Here is a 13,509-nt window from a genome sequence, read left to right on the forward strand (position 1 = left end):
CAGCAATGCTGAGCGCCGCGCGCCGCATTCACGGAACGGCCTCAAGCAGGAATGCGCCGCGCGCATTCCTATAGGCCCAAAAATATGGCCTCAAGCAGCGGGGCGGCGCGCGCGAGGCGATAGGCCAAAACAAAGAAAGCGCCGCACCGTTCGGTGCGACGCTTTCTGAAAGATGGTGCCCAGAAGAGGACTCGAACCTCCACGGCCGTTAAGCCACTGGCACCTGAAGCCAGCGCGTCTACCAATTCCGCCATCTGGGCCCCGTCGGCAGCGCCTTGCGGCGTTTCCATCGGGAAGGCGCGGACCTCTAAGGGAGGCTCCGGGCGGGGTCAACAAGGATTTTTCGCCTTTGCGAGATTTCTTGCGCACGCAGCGCGGCAAGCCTGGCCGGACATCATTTTCGATCCGCGTTCGGCGGCGACTTAATGGGCGCTAAGCCTGTTTTCTAACCCCGTCTTGAGGTCAGGTCGATTAGAAGCGCTTCATGGCGGACCCGTCTCTCAGCCCCTCTGCGCCAGAGCGCTTCGCCACGGAGCGCCGCGCCAAGCCGCGCGCGCCGTTTCGCCAGAACCGCCGCGCCCACGAGCGAGTGACGATCCTGGGTCAATCGATGGATCTGGTGAAGCCTGAAGAGGTGCTGCACCACATTCAGCAGGCGGTGCGACAGGGCGAAAAAAGCCTGATCGCCAATCACAATCTGCACAGCCTTTATCTGATGCAGAAGCGACCTGAACTCGGCGCCTTCTACGACAAGGCCGATCTGATCGAGGTCGATTCGACGCCGCTTTTGGCCTTCTCGCGCGCCCTGGGTCTGCACAGCCGGGGCTTTCATCGCTGCACCTATCTGGACTGGCGCGACCATTTCTGGAGCGTGGCTAACCGTCAGGGCTGGCGCGTCCTGTCCGTCGGCGGCGCGCCCGGCGTCGGCGACGAGGCGGCCCGCCGGCTGAAGCTCCGCTATCCCGAAGCCGACATCGCCATCCACCACGGCTTCTTCGACGCTCGGCCCGGTTCGTCCGAGAACGCCGCCGTCCTGGATCGGATCACGGCCTTCCAGCCCCATATCCTGTTCGTCGGCATGGGGATGCCGCGCCAGGAGCTATGGATCGCCGAAAACTTCGAGCGCCTGCCCGATTGCGTCATCCTGTCGGTCGGCGCCGCCTTCGACTATGAGGCGGGGGCTCAAAGCGCGGCCCCGCGCTGGATGGGACGCGCGGGCGTCGAATGGGCCTATCGCCTGCTGCACGATCCCAAACGGCTGTTCGTCCGCTACTGCGTCGAGCCCTGGACGCTGCTCCCTCTGGCCCTGCGCGACATCCGCAAGACCAGAGGTCGCAGCCCCTGATCACGTTATTCCTACTGGCCAGATAGATATTTATCGCCATGATCCCTCTGGCCCGCCGCGTGTTATCGACAGCGACGGAAACGGGAAACGGGGGTGCGCGTGCCGCAGCAGAATGGACCGCATGTCGCCATCGTCGGCGCGGGTTTCAGCGGCCTGCTGACTGCCGTCAATCTGCTGAAGGCCTCGCGCGATGTGCGCGTCACCCTGATCGAACGGCGCGGCGTTTTCGGTCCCGGCACCGCCTATGACACCGGCAATCCCGGCCATCTGCTGAACGTCCGCCTGGACAATATGAGCGCCTTTCCCGACCAGCCCAGCCACCTCGCCGAGTGGCTGGCCGAACAGCCGTCGTGGCGCGCCCAGGACGGCTTCATCACCCGCGGCGTCTATGGCGACTATCTTCAAGCCCTGCTGGATGAGGCGCTGGACGACGCCCCCGACCGACTGAACCTGATCGGCGCCGAGGCTCAGTCCATCGATCGTCAGGACGACGGCTGGCGTATCCTGACCAGCGACGGAGCAGTCGCGGCCGATCAGGTCGTGCTGGCGCTGGGCAATCTGGAGCCCGCCTCGCCCCCCGGCGTCGAGGACGCGGTGCGCGCCTCCCCCGCCTATGTCGAAAACCCCTGGCGGTTCGATCCCCAGACGGCGCGCGACGCCCGCAATGTCCTGCTGATCGGTTCGGGCCTGACGATGGTGGATGCAGCCATCACCCTGCGCCGACCCGGACGCCGCCTGACCGCCCTGTCGCGTCACGGGCTTTTGCCCCGCGCCCACGCGACCGTGCCGCCCACGCCCTATGTCGGCGCCTTTTCGGGCAGCCCGGCCGAAATCCTGCGTCAGATCCGCAACGCGACGGCCGAGGCGGATTGGCGCGCCGTGTTCGACCGCCTGCGCCATTCCGCGCGCGACATCTGGCGCGGCTGGTCGCGGGTCGAGCGCAGCCGCTTCCTGCGCCATCTGCGTCCCCTGTGGGACGTGCATCGCCACCGCCTGTCGCCCGGCCCGGCCCGCGACATCCATTCCATGCTGGCTGCCGGCGAACTGACGATCCTGGCCGGCAAGCTGACCGAGCTGAAGGCGACCGACGTCATCGAGGTCTCGTGGCGTCCGCGCGGAAAGAAGCGCGCCATCAAGGAGCGGTTCGATCTGGTCGTGAACTGCACCGGGCCGCTGGGCGTGATCTCCAAGAGCACCGAGCCGATGATCCGCGACATCCTCGACAAGGGTTACGGACGCCCGGACCCCTTGGGCCTGGGCCTGCAGGTCGATGACGAGGGCGGTCTGCTGGACGGGGCGGGCGCCCCAGCGCTCGGCCTTCACGCCATCGGCCCCCTGACGCGCGGCGCCTTCTGGGAGATGACGGCCGTGCCCGACCTGCGCGGCCAGGCGCGCGATCTCGCCGCCCGTATCCTGTCGAACCGCCCCTAGACCGGAACAACCGACGCGTTTAGCCTTCACACTCGGAACCATCGGGGGCGATGACAGTGGGGGCAAGAAGAGGCATCGGCCTGCTGATCGCGGTCCTGTCGCTGGGCCTGACGGCCTTTGCGCCTCAGAGCGTGTCGGACTATCGGCTCGCCTCCGCCGACAAGGTGCGCATCGACGTCTTCGGCGAGGCAGCGCTGGGCGGCGAGTTCGTGATCGACGCCAACGGACGTATCGCCCTGCCCCTGATCGGCGAGGTCCAGGTTGCGGGTCTGACGAGCGCCCAGCTTCAGGACGCCGTCGCTCAAGCCTTGAGCCAGGGCTATCTGAACCAGCCGCGCGTCACCGCCCAGGTCCTGACCTATCGGCCGATCTACATCCTGGGCGAGGTCAATCGGCCGGGAGAATACCCCTATCTGCCGGACCTGACGGTGCTGAACGCCGTGGCGACGGCCCAAGGCTTCACCTATCGCGCCAACACGCGCCGCGTCTTCGTGCGTCGCGCCGGATCACCGGTCGAAGAAGCCCAGCCGCTGACCGCCGATGCGCGTGTTTCGCCCGGCGACACTTTGCGGATCGGCGAACGCTACTTCTGACCCGCTGTCAGATCGGCATCGCCATGATTTCCTTATAGGCGGAAATCACCTGATCGCGGACCGAGATCACCGTTTCCAGCGACGCCTCGGCCGAACTCAGCGCCGTGACCACATCGATCAGATTGCCCTGGCCCTGGACCGAGCGGGTCATCTGGGTTTCGGCCGCGCGCGACTGCTGGGTCATGTCGGTCATGGCGTTCTTGACCAGGTCGGCGAAGCCGCCGTCCCCGACGCCGGGCGCCTGGGCTGCTGTCGGCATGGCGCCGCCCTGAACGGCGGCATAGGCCTTGGCGGCCATCATCGGATTCATGGCCTAGTCCTCAGCGTTTGATGATGTCGAGGGTGCGGCTGTCCATCGACCGCGCCGTCTCGATGACGTTCAGATTGGCCTCATAGGCGCGCTGCGCCTCGCGCATGTCCATCGCCTCGACCAGTGTGTCGACATTGGGCCGCATCACATAGCCCTGCGCGTTCGCGGCCGGGTGCGACGGGTCATAGTCCATCTTGAAGTCGCCCTGGTCGGGCCGAACCTCGGCCAGGGTGACGCCGGTCGCCCCATCGACCTCGCGCGCCTGGAAGACCGGGATCTGGCGGCGATAGGGCTCGCCGCCCGGCGTGCGCGCCGTCGACTGGGCGTTGGCGATGTTCTCGGCGATCACGCGCATGCGCGACTGCTGCGCCTTTAGGGCCGAGGCCGCCACCGCCATGGCGCTGTTCGAAGGGGGGATGGGATCAGGCATGGGTCAGTCCTTCTCGGCCATCAGCTCAGGCGCCCGGCCGCTTGGCGGCCATGCGGATCATCGACATGGATTTTTGGTAGAAGCCGATGGCGGCGTCATAGGCCATGCGGCTCTCGGCCATTTTCAGCATCTGCTCTTCGACCACCACCGAATTGCCGTCCAGCGTGGTCTCCGAATCGGGCGCCTTGGTCGGAGCGAACCGCACCGGCGAACCGGCCGGCGCGATATGGGCCGCATTGGTGCGCACCATCTGCAGCCCCCCGCCCGAGCGCATGGCGGCGGCGAAGTCGGTCGGCTGTTTCAGGTCGCGCCCAACGAAGCCCGGCGTATCGGCGTTGGCGACGTTCTCGGCGATGACCCGCTGGCGGGCGTCCAGCCAGCCCAGCCGGCCCTTGATCTGCCCCAGCAGCGGTATGTCGGCGACGCCCATGGCGGTCTCCCGTGCGACGCGAATGCGCGCGATGGGCAGAAAATGCCGCCTGGATGGTTAATAGGGGGTTATCTCAACGGGTCGTTAACCGTGGTGGTTAACATTCGCGGCCTGAGCGCGGACTGCGCGGGGCCTTTGCAGCGTCATGAATTTCCTCGATCTCGCCCGGGCGGTCTTCGGCCTGGCCTTCACCCTCGGCCTGATCGGGATCGCGGCCTGGGCTGCGCGCCGCTATGCGCCGCAAATCCTGGCCCGGTTGAATGCGGAGCGCGGCGAGCGCCGGCTTCAGGTCGTCGAGACCCTGGTGCTGGACCCCGCCCGTCGCCTCGTTCTGGTCCGCGTCGATGACGAGGAACGGCTGATCCTGCTGGGCGAAGGCCGCGAACTGATCGAACCGCGTCAGCCCACTATCGGCAAAATGGGAGGCGGCCAGTGAAGCCCGCCGTCTTCGTCAAGCCGACCGGCGCCGAGCTGAAACGCGCGGCCCTGCTGTCGCTGTTCACCACTCTTGTCTGCCTGGCCTGGCCTGTCGCGGCCCTGGCTCAGCAGGCGGCGCAAAGCGGCTCGGCCCTCAACATCGATCTGGGCACCGGCGCGGGCCTGACCCAGCGCGTGGTCCAGTTGGTCGGTCTGATGACCGTCCTGTCCTTGGCGCCGTCCATCGTCATCATGACCACCAGCTTCGTGCGGATCATCGTGGTCCTGTCGCTGCTGCGCACGGCGCTGGGCCTGCAACAGTCGCCGCCGAACGCCGTCTTGGTGTCCCTGTCGCTGTTCCTGAGCGCCATCGTCATGGCCCCGACCTGGCAGGACGCCTATGATTCGGGCATTCGTCCGCTGATGGATCAGCAGATCGAACTGCCCCAGGCCTTCGATCAGGCGTCCGAACCCGTAAAAACCTTCATGCTGGCCCAGGTGGACCGTGGGGACCTCGCCCTGTTCACCCGGCTGTCGAAGATCGACCCGCCCCAGAACGTCCAGGACCTGCCCCTGCGTGTGGTCACCCCGGCCTTCATGATCAGCGAGCTGAAGAAGGCCTTCGAAATCGGATTTCTCCTTTTCGTTCCGTTCCTTGTGATCGATCTGGTGGTGGCCAGCGTGCTGATGTCCATGGGCATGATGATGCTCCCTCCGGTGGTGGTTTCCCTCCCCTTCAAGTTGATCTTCTTCGTGCTGGTGGACGGCTGGCGACTGGTCGCCGGAAGCCTGGTCGAGAGCTTCCAGCGGGCGTCCGGTACCGGATAATCCCCCGCCCCATATGGCTTTAAGCGTCATCGGCGCTTGCAAAGCGTATGGAAATCCGTGTTGATCCCCCGGTCCTCGCTCGGAATCGGGCGACTAACACTGGAAACGCTTCTTATGACCACTCAAGCCGAACTGATCGCCGCCGTCGCCAAAGACGCTGGTGTTTCGCAGGCCGACGCCGGCAAGGTGCTGACCGCGATCGTCGAAAACATCCACTCGACCCTGAAGTCGGGCGGCGACATCCGCATCTCGAACCTGGGCGTCTTCGACACCGCCGATCGCGCTGAGCGCGAAGGCCGCAACCCGGCTACCGGCGCGACCATCAAGATCGCCGCCTCTAAGGCCGTGCGCTTCCGCGTCTCCAAGCCGCTGAAGGACGCCGTCAACGGCTAAGCCTTTAGATCCTCCCCCGCATCGCGGGGGAGGATCATTTAGATGACGGGCGGGGGTCGCGATGCGATCTCCGCCCGCTTCAATTTCAGGCGGCGCTCTTCGCGTCAGCTTCTTTTCTGAACGCCTGTTTGGCGCTGTTGACCCAGCCGACGAAGGTGTCGGCCTGGCTGGACAGATTGGCGAAGTCGCCCGTCCCCGCCACGCCCGACAGATTATCATCCAGCGCGACCCGCAGCGCCGCCGCCGACCGCGCGCCGGGAACCATCGGCCCAAAGCGCCCGCTCAGCCTCTGCAACGCCGCCCGATCGCCCGCCAGCGAATAGCCGACGCCCGCCCGGATCAGCCAGCTTTCCTCGGCCGGCGTCAGCGGCGTGGTCGCGGTCTTGTAGCGATCGCCCAGCCGCGCCTCATAGATCGGCGCCGCCTCGCCCCACTTCTGCTGCTTCCAGAAGATGTCGGCCCGCACCTCGCGCGCCGGGTTTGACTGATCCCGGTCCAGCACCTCCAGCGCATGGTCGAACCGGCCCAGATCCATGAGGGCGCGCGCCTCCAGCGCCCGGCGCTCGCTGTTCATCGCATTGGGCAGCAGGGTGGTGCGCGACCCCCAGATGGCCTGCAACGCCTTCTCCGGCTGGCGGTCCATCAGATAGACGGTGGCCAGATTGGTCGCGACCTGGGCCTTGGCCACCCCGTCCAGACGCTCGTCCACCTGGTGCTTCAGCAGTTCGGCGGCCTGATCCAGCAGGTCCACGTCGATCAGCCGGCGCGACAGACGCCGCACCATCTCGTCGCCGTCCGCCCCGATCGGCGTCAGTTCGCGGAAGTCATAGAACAGCGCCAACGCCTGCACCGGCTGCAAACCGTCCGCGGCCCCGTCCAGGAACAGGGCGCGGAAGGCGTTCGCCTGATCCGCCTGCACCTCGGCTGCGCCCGGCACGCCCGCCATCCGCTTGCCCGCGCCGCGCAGGGCGTCCAGCGCCTCGCGATATCGCCCCTGCTGCAGATAGATGCCCGACAGTTTGCGCACGACCGCCATCTCGGTCGCATCCCCGCGCCAGCGCCATTTCAGCTGTTCCAACTGGGCCGTCGCCTGATCCGGCGTGATCGCGCCCTTGTCCAGCTCCAGGCTGATGGCGCCCAGTTTCGCCGGCGTCGCGATTCCGTCCAGCGGCGCGCGCGCCACGGCCTTATACACCGCCAGCGCCCGGTTCTTGTCGCCGTTCAGCTCGAACATACGCGCCTGCACCAGCCGCGCGGTCAGTTGATCGACCGCCGGCGCATCCTGGCTGAACACATAGGCCAATAGCTGCTGGGCGGCCGGCAGGTCGTTCAACTGGATCGCGGCCATGGCGTGGGCCGCGCCGAACCGCGCGCGCCATTCCTTGGGGAAGCTGTCGATGGCCGGGGCGCCGGCGGCGAAGTTGCGACGCGCCCCCTCCCAGTCGCCCATCTCCGAGGCGATATAGCCTAGCCAGACCTTGGTCGCTGGATCGTTGGCCAGGGCGGCGCCCGCGAAATCGACCTGGGCCTCCTCCAGACGCCCGACGCCGACGCGCGCCACGCCGCGCAGGCCGCGTACCTCGGGCTCGCCTTGCAGGTTCGGCGCCTTGGCGATCAGGGCGTTCAGCACCCCGATGGCCTCATAGTTCAGGCCCGACCCGACCAGGAACCGCGCCAGCGCCATCCGCGCCTCGATCGGCGCGCGCGGATTGTCTGCCGCCGCGATCGTCTCCAGCCCGGCCGCATCCTGCAGCCGGCGATACCGGTCCGAGAAGCCCGCCTCGCCCGTCGCGGCCCAGGCCTCGTCGATCAGCGCCGGATAGGCCGCCCGCTTGGGCGCATCCGCATTGTGGTCGCCCGTCTCCAGCCCGGCCGCCGGCGACGACAAGGCCAGCCCCTTGGGCCGGCTCAGCGTCACCAGATCGCCCGCCGCCTCGATCTTCAGGTCGTCAGCCGCCGTCTCCACGGCCAGACCCTGCGCCGTCGGGATCAGGCTCAGATCGACCGTGCGCCGTCCGCCGGCGTAACCCTTGCCGGGCGCCAGGGCCGTCACCGCCGCGAACCGGTCCCCAACCAGCGGATCGGTCAGCCAGACCGCCTTGGTCGCCCCGGCCATCTGCGCCACCAGCACCGGCGCGCCGTCGTCGGACCGGCCGACCTCGACCCCGCCCGCCGCACCGTCTGGGCCGCCCAGGGTCACGGTCCAGGTCCCGCCTTGACCCTGCGCCGAGACGCCCAGCCCCTCAGGTTCGGCGATCCTCAGAGCCGTATAGCCCGGCCCGGCCGCCCACTGGGCGTTCTTGGCCGATCCCAGCGCCTTGGCGCCGCTCATATCCATGCGGGCGGCCGTGTCGAACACGACCCATACGGCATCGCCCCGGCGGAAGACGGCCGCCCCCACCGGCGCGCCCCAGTCGAAGGTCAGAACGGTCTTGCCGCCGGCCGTCTCAGCCCGCACCGGCACCACGGCCTTGGTCGTCTGCGGCGCGGCGGCGTCCCCGCCCTCCGGCGCCTTGCCGGGCGCATAGAGGTTCAGCCAAACCGCCCCATCCGCCACGCCCGAGCGCGCATCTGCGCCCTGTTCCAGCGTCAGGATCAGGTCCGTGCCGCCCGCGCCCCGGCTCGGCCGCGTCTCGACCGACTTCACCCCCGCCGGCGGATCGACCTTCAATCGCGAGACGTCGGGCGCGGCGGTGGTCCCCAGCCGAACGACGACCTTGTCGCCCTCGCGGCTGATGCGCGAGCGCACTCCGATGACGCCGCCGAACTCGACCCGCGTGAACTCGGCGTTGGCGCCGATATTGATGGACAGCGGATCGCGCGACCGGCCGACTTCCTGGGCCAGCGGCGCCATCGGCGCGAACACGACGGCGCCGGCCGTGGCGGCGGCCACGGTCGTCTTCAGGATGCGCTTTGTCGGCGAGGCCCCGGACATATCTCCCGACCCATGCCGCACAAGGCCTTTAATCGCAGTTAACCGCCGTTCACCGTAATGATGGATGGCGTTAGGACAACCGGTCCACGCGACAGCGCCGTTTTAAGCGCCCATAGTCGTCCCATGACCGATTATCCGCGCCTCAGCACCCTGAAGACCGGCCTGGCCTGTCGCTGCCCCCGCTGCGGCAAGGGTCCGCTATTCAAAGGCTACCTGACGCTACAGACGGAATGTCCGGAGTGCGGGCTCAGCTACGCCTTCGCCGATCCGGCGGATGGCCCAGCCTTCTTCGTCATGACGGCCGTCGGGGTGGTGGGGATGATCCTGCTGATGGTGTTCGACTTCACCGTCCACCCGCCGATCTGGGTGCATCTGGTGGTGACCCTGCCGATCCTGGTCGCCCTGTGCCTGGGGTGCCTGCGCCCCTTCAAGGCCTGGCTGGTCGCCGAACAATATGTCCACAAGGCCGCCCCGCCCGAGTTCTCCTCGAACGGCAAGCACGGGCCCTTCTAGGGTTCGATCACCGTCAGCTCGGGCCAGCGCGCCCGCGCACTGTCGACGGCCTTGGCCCAGCCCTTGGCCACCAGCCGGTTCGGGTTGGGCCGGATCGTCAGGGCGAACACATCGGCTAGCCCGAACGGCGCGGCGACGCTGAGGCTGTCGTCCGCCTCCAGCCGCACCCCGACCGCAAAGGTCGGCGCCACGAACCTCTCCAGCGCCTCGTCGGTCGAAGGCAACGGCGCATAGGGTTCGCCGAACCGGTTTTGGAACCACAGATGCACCCGCGCCTGGTTGCGGACCTCGACCTGGCTGCGGAACGGTTCGTCGAAGGCGGCGGCGACGCGTTTGATGACGACGTCCTCGGCCTCGTAGGACAGGTCCGAACCGTCGAAATAGGCCAGGTCGTAGTCCTTGACCCCATAGCCCGCCGGCCGCCCTGTCCGGGCGTTCCACACGGCCTGATAGACCGCTCCCGACACCAGCCGCCAGTCGGGCAGGTCCAGCGCCCGGACGGTCGTCAGGACGTGCATCAAACCAGCGTCGGCGCGCACGATGGCGGCCAGTTCCGCCTCCAGGTCGCTCATCCCCGCACCGGCCAGCCGTGATCCAGCGGCCCGTGCCCGCCGCCCAGGCCCGGCGCCCGGCGGATCGCCTCGCCAACATAGGCCCAGGCTTCGGCCACCGCGACCTCCAGCGGCCGCCCCATCGCCAGCCCGGCTGCACAGGCGCTGGCCAGGGTGCAGCCGGTGCCGTGGGTGTGGCGGGTGTCGACCCGCTCGGCCTCCAGCACCGTCTCGCCGTCTGCAGTCATCAGCAGGTCGATCACGGTCGGCCCGGACACATGCCCGCCCTTCATCAGCACCGCCCGCGCCCCCATGGCCAGCAGCGCCTCGCCCGCCCGCCTCTGGCCGTCCAGGTCGTGAACCGCAAAGCCCGTCAGGGCCTCGGCCTCAGGCGCATTGGGCGTCAGCAGGGCCGCGCGCGGGATCATCAGCCGCTTCACCGCCTCGACCGCCGCATCGGGCAACAGCGCGTGCCCGCCCTTGGCCACCATGACCGGGTCGACCACCGCCGGGGCGTCCGCCTCGTCCAGCAGGGCCGCGACCGTCTCGACCACCTCGACCGAGCCCAGCATGCCGGTCTTGACCGCATCGGTCCCGATGTCCTCCAGCACCGCCCGCGCCTGTGCTGCGATCAAATCCAGCGGCAGCGGATGGACGCCGTGGACCCCCAGGGTGTTCTGCACCGTGATGGCCGTGATGGCGGTGGCGGCGAACCCGCCCATCATCGTCACGGCCTTGATGTCGGCTTGAATGCCCGCGCCGCCGCCCGAGTCCGACCCCGCCAGGATCAAGACGCGTCCTTGATGAAGCGCGCTCATGCCGCCGCTCCCGAAAACAATTTCAGCCCGACGATGCCCGCCACGATCAGCAGGATGCACACGGCCCTGACCGCCGTCGCCGGCTCGCCATAGACCAGGATGCCCACCACGGCCGCGCCCACCGCCCCGATGCCGGTCCAGACCGCATAGGCCGTGCCGATCGGCAGCTTCTGCGTGGCGACCCACAACAGGATCATGCTGCCCGCCAGCGCGATCAGAACCCCCAGCGAGGTCCACGGCCGGCTGACGCCCACGTTCTTGAGGCCCGAGGCCCACAGGACCTCCAGCAGACCGGCGACGACCAGCGTCGCCCACGGATTGATCGACATCACCCAGGACATGGCGACCAGATGGAACAGGCCGCGGTCCGGAGCAAGCCGCGATCAGCCGCCCAGCGGCCCCTTGAAGATGAAGAAGGCTCCAAGCGCGATAAAGGCGAACCCGACCAGATGGTTCACCGTCAGCTTCTCGCCCAGATACAGGACCGAAAAGCCGGCGAAGACCAACAGGGTGATCACCTCCTGCATCGTCTTCAGCTCGGCCGGCGAATAGACCTGGATGCCGATCCGATTGGCCGGCACCGCCAGCCAATATTCGAAGAAGGCGATGCCCCAGCTGGCGATGACCAGGATCCACAGCGGCTTGTGGTCGAACTTCAGATGACCGTACCAGGCGAAGGTCATGAAGACGTTCGACAGGCACAGCATGACGATGGGGGCGATGTAGGCGGTCAGGGTCATGGGGCGCATCAGGGCTGTTGCAGACCTGCCCTCTACACCGGCTGCGACCGTCCGTCGCGGGCCTTCAATCCGCCGCCGTCACCGCCGCCTGGACCTTCAGCGCCTGCACCGTCTCGCGCACGTCGTGGACCCGCACCATCCGCGCCCCGCGCCGCGCGCCTTCCAGCGCCAAGGCCAGCGACCCGCCCAGCCGGTCCGTCGCCGCGACCGCCGTCGCATCGATGGCCTGGATCGTGCGCTTGCGACTGGCGGCGTACAGCACCGGAAAGCCCAGATCGACCAGCGCGTCCAACCGCGCCGTCAGCGCCATGTTATGCGCCAGCGTCTTGCCGAAACCGATGCCGGGATCCAGCCAGATCCGCTCGCGCGCCACGCCCGCCGCCATCGCCGCCGCGGCCCGCTCGTGCAGATAGTCGCGCACTTCACCCACCACGTCATCATAGCGCGGGTTTGCCTGCATCGTGCGCGGCTCGCCCTGCATGTGCATCAGCACGACGTCGCAACCCAGCTCGGCCGCGACCGCCGCACTGTCGGGCGCATGGCTTAAAGCCGTCACGTCGTTCCACATCGTCGCCCCGGCCGCGACGGCGGCGCGGGCGACGGAGGGCTTCATCGTATCGACGCTGATCGCCCCGCCCCAGCGCGCGCGGACGCCGGCGATGACGGGCGCGACCCGCTCGATCTCCTCGGCCTCGCCCACCGGCTCGGCCCCCGGCCGGGTGCTCTCCCCGCCGATGTCCAGCACATCGGCCCCGTCCGCGACCAGCCGCATGGCCTGATCAATCGCGCCTTCAGTAGAGGCCCATCGCCCCCCGTCCGAGAAGCTGTCGGGCGTCACATTGACGATGCCCATCACCTGCGAAAACAACACGGTCATGCCCTCTTCTGCGGGTGGGGCGTCTCGCCCCGTTTCAGCATCTCCACCAGACGATCGATGGCCTTGGCGCGGCCCGCCGGGGTCTTCGGCGCCTCGGCGCGATAGGTCAGGGCGAACCGGTTCTGTGCCGTCAGGGTGTCGAACGTCGCCCGTGCCTGCGGCTCGGCGTCGATGGCGGCCATCAGGTCGTCCGGCGCGGTCGAGCCCTTGATGCGGTAGGCCGCGTCCCAGCGCCCGTCCGCCTTGGCCGCCTCGACGTGTTTCAGCCCGTGCGGCGTCATCCGCCCTTCCTCAATCAGACGCGCGACATTGGCGACGTTGATCTGGCTCCAGACGCTCTTCTTACCGCGCGGCGAGACACGTTGCAGGAAGCTGTCAGCATCCAGGCTTTTCTTGATCCCGTCGATCCAGCCCCAGCACAGGAGCACATCCACCGCCTCGACCCAGGTGATCGAGGCGACGCCCGACTTGACCTTGAAGATGCGGATCCAGAGCTCGGTCTCGCGGTCGTGGTTCGCCGCCAGCCAGGCCTCGAACGCCACGGGCGTCTCGAACGCCCGCACCTTGTCCGGATCAACGACCATCGGCGCCATCAGGCCGACCGCCCGATCAGGCCGCCCAGCGCCTCTAGATAGGCGGCGAATGCCTTGCGCCCTGACGGAGTGATGGACACGCGGGTTAGGGGCTTGTTGTTCACGAAGCTCTTGGCCACGGCGACGTATCCCGCCTCCTCCAGCTTCTTGATGTGGACCGACAGATTGCCCTGCGTCGCCTCCAGCACCGTCTTCAGCTCGGTGAAGTCGGCGGCCTCGGCGTCGGCCAGATAGACCATGATCCCCAGCCGCATCCGGCCGTGGATGACCTCGTCGATCTTGCCGAGCGCGTCCAGTCCCATGGA

General features: G+C 68.0%; 18 protein-coding genes and 1 tRNA gene. 7 read left to right on the top strand and 12 right to left on the bottom strand.

Going from position 1 to position 13,509, the window contains the following annotated elements:
* Positions 1 to 173: 173 nt before the first annotated feature.
* Positions 174 to 260 (bottom strand) — tRNA-Leu (locus QRN13_RS03835).
* Positions 261 to 484: 224 nt separating this feature from the next.
* On the opposite strand from QRN13_RS03835, the gene QRN13_RS03840 reads away from it, so the two are divergent.
* The 3 genes from QRN13_RS03840 (at position 485) to QRN13_RS03850 (ending at position 3,369) form a co-directional block, all read left to right on the top strand.
* A complete protein-coding gene (locus QRN13_RS03840) occupies positions 485 to 1,345 on the top strand; it encodes a WecB/TagA/CpsF family glycosyltransferase (RefSeq protein WP_284876910.1) in 861 nt (286 codons plus the stop codon).
* Positions 1,346 to 1,444: 99 nt separating this feature from the next.
* The gene (locus QRN13_RS03845; RefSeq protein WP_284876911.1) at positions 1,445 to 2,776 is read left to right on the top strand and encodes an FAD/NAD(P)-binding protein; all 1,332 of its coding nucleotides are present in this window, start codon (positions 1,445 to 1,447) and stop codon (positions 2,774 to 2,776) included.
* A gap of 50 nt (positions 2,777 to 2,826) precedes the next feature.
* Complete coding sequence (locus QRN13_RS03850) at positions 2,827 to 3,369, top strand: polysaccharide biosynthesis/export family protein (protein ID WP_502868574.1); 543 nt, start codon at positions 2,827 to 2,829, stop codon at positions 3,367 to 3,369.
* A 7-nt stretch (positions 3,370 to 3,376) separates the two neighbouring features.
* Here QRN13_RS03850 and fliE read toward each other — a convergent pair whose 3' ends face one another.
* From fliE to flgB, 3 genes are read right to left on the bottom strand one after another with little or no spacing between them, the layout of a single operon-like run.
* Complete coding sequence (fliE, locus tag QRN13_RS03855; RefSeq protein ID WP_045809720.1) at positions 3,377 to 3,679, bottom strand: flagellar hook-basal body complex protein FliE; 303 nt, start codon at positions 3,677 to 3,679, stop codon at positions 3,377 to 3,379.
* A 10-nt stretch (positions 3,680 to 3,689) separates the two neighbouring features.
* Complete coding sequence (gene flgC / locus QRN13_RS03860; protein WP_369796239.1) at positions 3,690 to 4,109, bottom strand: flagellar basal body rod protein FlgC; 420 nt, start codon at positions 4,107 to 4,109, stop codon at positions 3,690 to 3,692.
* Between the two features lie 25 nt (positions 4,110 to 4,134).
* The gene (flgB, locus tag QRN13_RS03865) at positions 4,135 to 4,539 is read right to left on the bottom strand and encodes a flagellar basal body rod protein FlgB (protein ID WP_017506835.1); all 405 of its coding nucleotides are present in this window, start codon (positions 4,537 to 4,539) and stop codon (positions 4,135 to 4,137) included.
* A 145-nt stretch (positions 4,540 to 4,684) separates the two neighbouring features.
* Here flgB and QRN13_RS03870 point away from each other — a divergent pair, with 145 nt between their 5' ends.
* The 3 genes from QRN13_RS03870 to QRN13_RS03880 all read left to right on the top strand — a co-directional run bounded on the left by QRN13_RS03870 (position 4,685) and on the right by QRN13_RS03880 (position 6,177).
* Positions 4,685 to 4,975 carry a FliO/MopB family protein gene (locus QRN13_RS03870; RefSeq protein ID WP_153923046.1) on the top strand — a complete coding sequence of 97 codons (291 nt, stop codon included), beginning with the start codon at positions 4,685 to 4,687 and terminating at the stop codon, positions 4,973 to 4,975.
* On the top strand, positions 4,972 to 5,784 hold the full coding sequence (gene fliP, locus QRN13_RS03875) for a flagellar type III secretion system pore protein FliP (RefSeq protein WP_039244769.1): 813 nt from the start codon (positions 4,972 to 4,974) through the stop codon (positions 5,782 to 5,784). The genes QRN13_RS03870 and fliP overlap by 4 nt, the downstream gene beginning before the upstream one ends.
* 114 nt (positions 5,785 to 5,898) lie before the next feature.
* Positions 5,899 to 6,177 (top strand): HU family DNA-binding protein, encoded by a 279-nt coding sequence (locus tag QRN13_RS03880; RefSeq protein WP_017506838.1) that lies wholly within the window; start codon positions 5,899 to 5,901, stop codon positions 6,175 to 6,177.
* 85 nt (positions 6,178 to 6,262) lie between these two features.
* Here the strand turns inward: QRN13_RS03880 and QRN13_RS03885 are convergent, their stop codons facing one another.
* Complete coding sequence (locus QRN13_RS03885) at positions 6,263 to 9,112, bottom strand: tetratricopeptide repeat protein (RefSeq protein ID WP_284876913.1); 2,850 nt, start codon at positions 9,110 to 9,112, stop codon at positions 6,263 to 6,265.
* A 123-nt stretch (positions 9,113 to 9,235) separates the two neighbouring features.
* Between QRN13_RS03885 and QRN13_RS03890 the strand changes: the two genes are divergently transcribed.
* Positions 9,236 to 9,625, top strand: coding sequence for a DUF983 domain-containing protein (locus QRN13_RS03890; protein ID WP_055753964.1), 390 nt, complete (start codon positions 9,236 to 9,238; stop codon positions 9,623 to 9,625).
* Here QRN13_RS03890 and QRN13_RS03895 read toward each other — a convergent pair.
* The 7 genes from QRN13_RS03895 to QRN13_RS03925 all read right to left on the bottom strand — a co-directional run bounded on the left by QRN13_RS03895 (position 9,622) and on the right by QRN13_RS03925 (position 13,506).
* Positions 9,622 to 10,197, bottom strand: a complete 576-nt coding sequence (locus tag QRN13_RS03895) for a nucleotidyltransferase family protein (protein ID WP_284876914.1) — start codon at positions 10,195 to 10,197, stop codon at positions 9,622 to 9,624. The genes QRN13_RS03890 and QRN13_RS03895 overlap by 4 nt on opposite strands.
* On the bottom strand, positions 10,194 to 10,994 hold the full coding sequence (thiD, locus tag QRN13_RS03900; protein WP_284876915.1) for a bifunctional hydroxymethylpyrimidine kinase/phosphomethylpyrimidine kinase: 801 nt from the start codon (positions 10,992 to 10,994) through the stop codon (positions 10,194 to 10,196). Before thiD ends, QRN13_RS03895 begins: the two co-directional genes overlap by 4 nt.
* Positions 10,991 to 11,335, bottom strand: coding sequence for a DMT family transporter (locus QRN13_RS03905; RefSeq protein ID WP_017506766.1), 345 nt, complete (start codon positions 11,333 to 11,335; stop codon positions 10,991 to 10,993). The genes thiD and QRN13_RS03905 overlap by 4 nt, the downstream gene beginning before the upstream one ends.
* A 42-nt stretch (positions 11,336 to 11,377) precedes the next feature.
* Positions 11,378 to 11,734 (bottom strand): DMT family protein, encoded by a 357-nt coding sequence (locus QRN13_RS03910; protein WP_284876916.1) that lies wholly within the window; start codon positions 11,732 to 11,734, stop codon positions 11,378 to 11,380.
* Positions 11,735 to 11,798: 64 nt separating this feature from the next.
* Positions 11,799 to 12,611, bottom strand: a complete 813-nt coding sequence (gene folP, locus QRN13_RS03915) for a dihydropteroate synthase (RefSeq protein WP_284876917.1) — start codon at positions 12,609 to 12,611, stop codon at positions 11,799 to 11,801.
* A complete protein-coding gene (locus QRN13_RS03920) occupies positions 12,608 to 13,204 on the bottom strand; it encodes a YdeI/OmpD-associated family protein (protein WP_153923039.1) in 597 nt (198 codons plus the stop codon). The genes folP and QRN13_RS03920 overlap by 4 nt, the downstream gene beginning before the upstream one ends.
* Positions 13,204 to 13,506, bottom strand: a complete 303-nt coding sequence (locus QRN13_RS03925) for a winged helix-turn-helix domain-containing protein (protein ID WP_066554448.1) — start codon at positions 13,504 to 13,506, stop codon at positions 13,204 to 13,206. Before QRN13_RS03925 ends, QRN13_RS03920 begins: the two co-directional genes overlap by 1 nt.
* Between the last annotated feature and the right edge of the window lie 3 nt (positions 13,507 to 13,509).

Origin of the sequence: Brevundimonas sp. MEB006b (genome assembly GCF_030209705.1) — a bacterium.
Classification (GTDB): domain Bacteria; phylum Pseudomonadota; class Alphaproteobacteria; order Caulobacterales; family Caulobacteraceae; genus Brevundimonas.

Coding starts and splice junctions, on each gene's coding strand:
- QRN13_RS03840 (WP_284876910.1), top strand. CDS start 485: ATGGCGGACCCGTCTCTCAGCCCCTCTGCGCCAGAGCGCTTCGCCACG.
- QRN13_RS03850 (WP_502868574.1), top strand. CDS start 2,827: ATGACAGTGGGGGCAAGAAGAGGCATCGGCCTGCTGATCGCGGTCCTG.
- fliE (WP_045809720.1), bottom strand. CDS start 3,679: ATGAATCCGATGATGGCCGCCAAGGCCTATGCCGCCGTTCAGGGCGGC.
- flgC (WP_369796239.1), bottom strand. CDS start 4,109: ATGCCTGATCCCATCCCCCCTTCGAACAGCGCCATGGCGGTGGCGGCC.
- flgB (WP_017506835.1), bottom strand. CDS start 4,539: ATGGGCGTCGCCGACATACCGCTGCTGGGGCAGATCAAGGGCCGGCTG.
- QRN13_RS03870 (WP_153923046.1), top strand. CDS start 4,685: ATGAATTTCCTCGATCTCGCCCGGGCGGTCTTCGGCCTGGCCTTCACC.
- QRN13_RS03880 (WP_017506838.1), top strand. CDS start 5,899: ATGACCACTCAAGCCGAACTGATCGCCGCCGTCGCCAAAGACGCTGGT.
- QRN13_RS03885 (WP_284876913.1), bottom strand. CDS start 9,112: ATGTCCGGGGCCTCGCCGACAAAGCGCATCCTGAAGACGACCGTGGCC.
- QRN13_RS03890 (WP_055753964.1), top strand. CDS start 9,236: ATGACCGATTATCCGCGCCTCAGCACCCTGAAGACCGGCCTGGCCTGT.
- QRN13_RS03895 (WP_284876914.1), bottom strand. CDS start 10,197: ATGAGCGACCTGGAGGCGGAACTGGCCGCCATCGTGCGCGCCGACGCT.
- thiD (WP_284876915.1), bottom strand. CDS start 10,994: ATGAGCGCGCTTCATCAAGGACGCGTCTTGATCCTGGCGGGGTCGGAC.
- QRN13_RS03905 (WP_017506766.1), bottom strand. CDS start 11,335: ATGTCCTGGGTGATGTCGATCAATCCGTGGGCGACGCTGGTCGTCGCC.
- QRN13_RS03910 (WP_284876916.1), bottom strand. CDS start 11,734: ATGACCCTGACCGCCTACATCGCCCCCATCGTCATGCTGTGCCTGTCG.
- folP (WP_284876917.1), bottom strand. CDS start 12,611: ATGACCGTGTTGTTTTCGCAGGTGATGGGCATCGTCAATGTGACGCCC.
- QRN13_RS03920 (WP_153923039.1), bottom strand. CDS start 13,204: ATGGCGCCGATGGTCGTTGATCCGGACAAGGTGCGGGCGTTCGAGACG.
- QRN13_RS03925 (WP_066554448.1), bottom strand. CDS start 13,506: ATGGGACTGGACGCGCTCGGCAAGATCGACGAGGTCATCCACGGCCGG.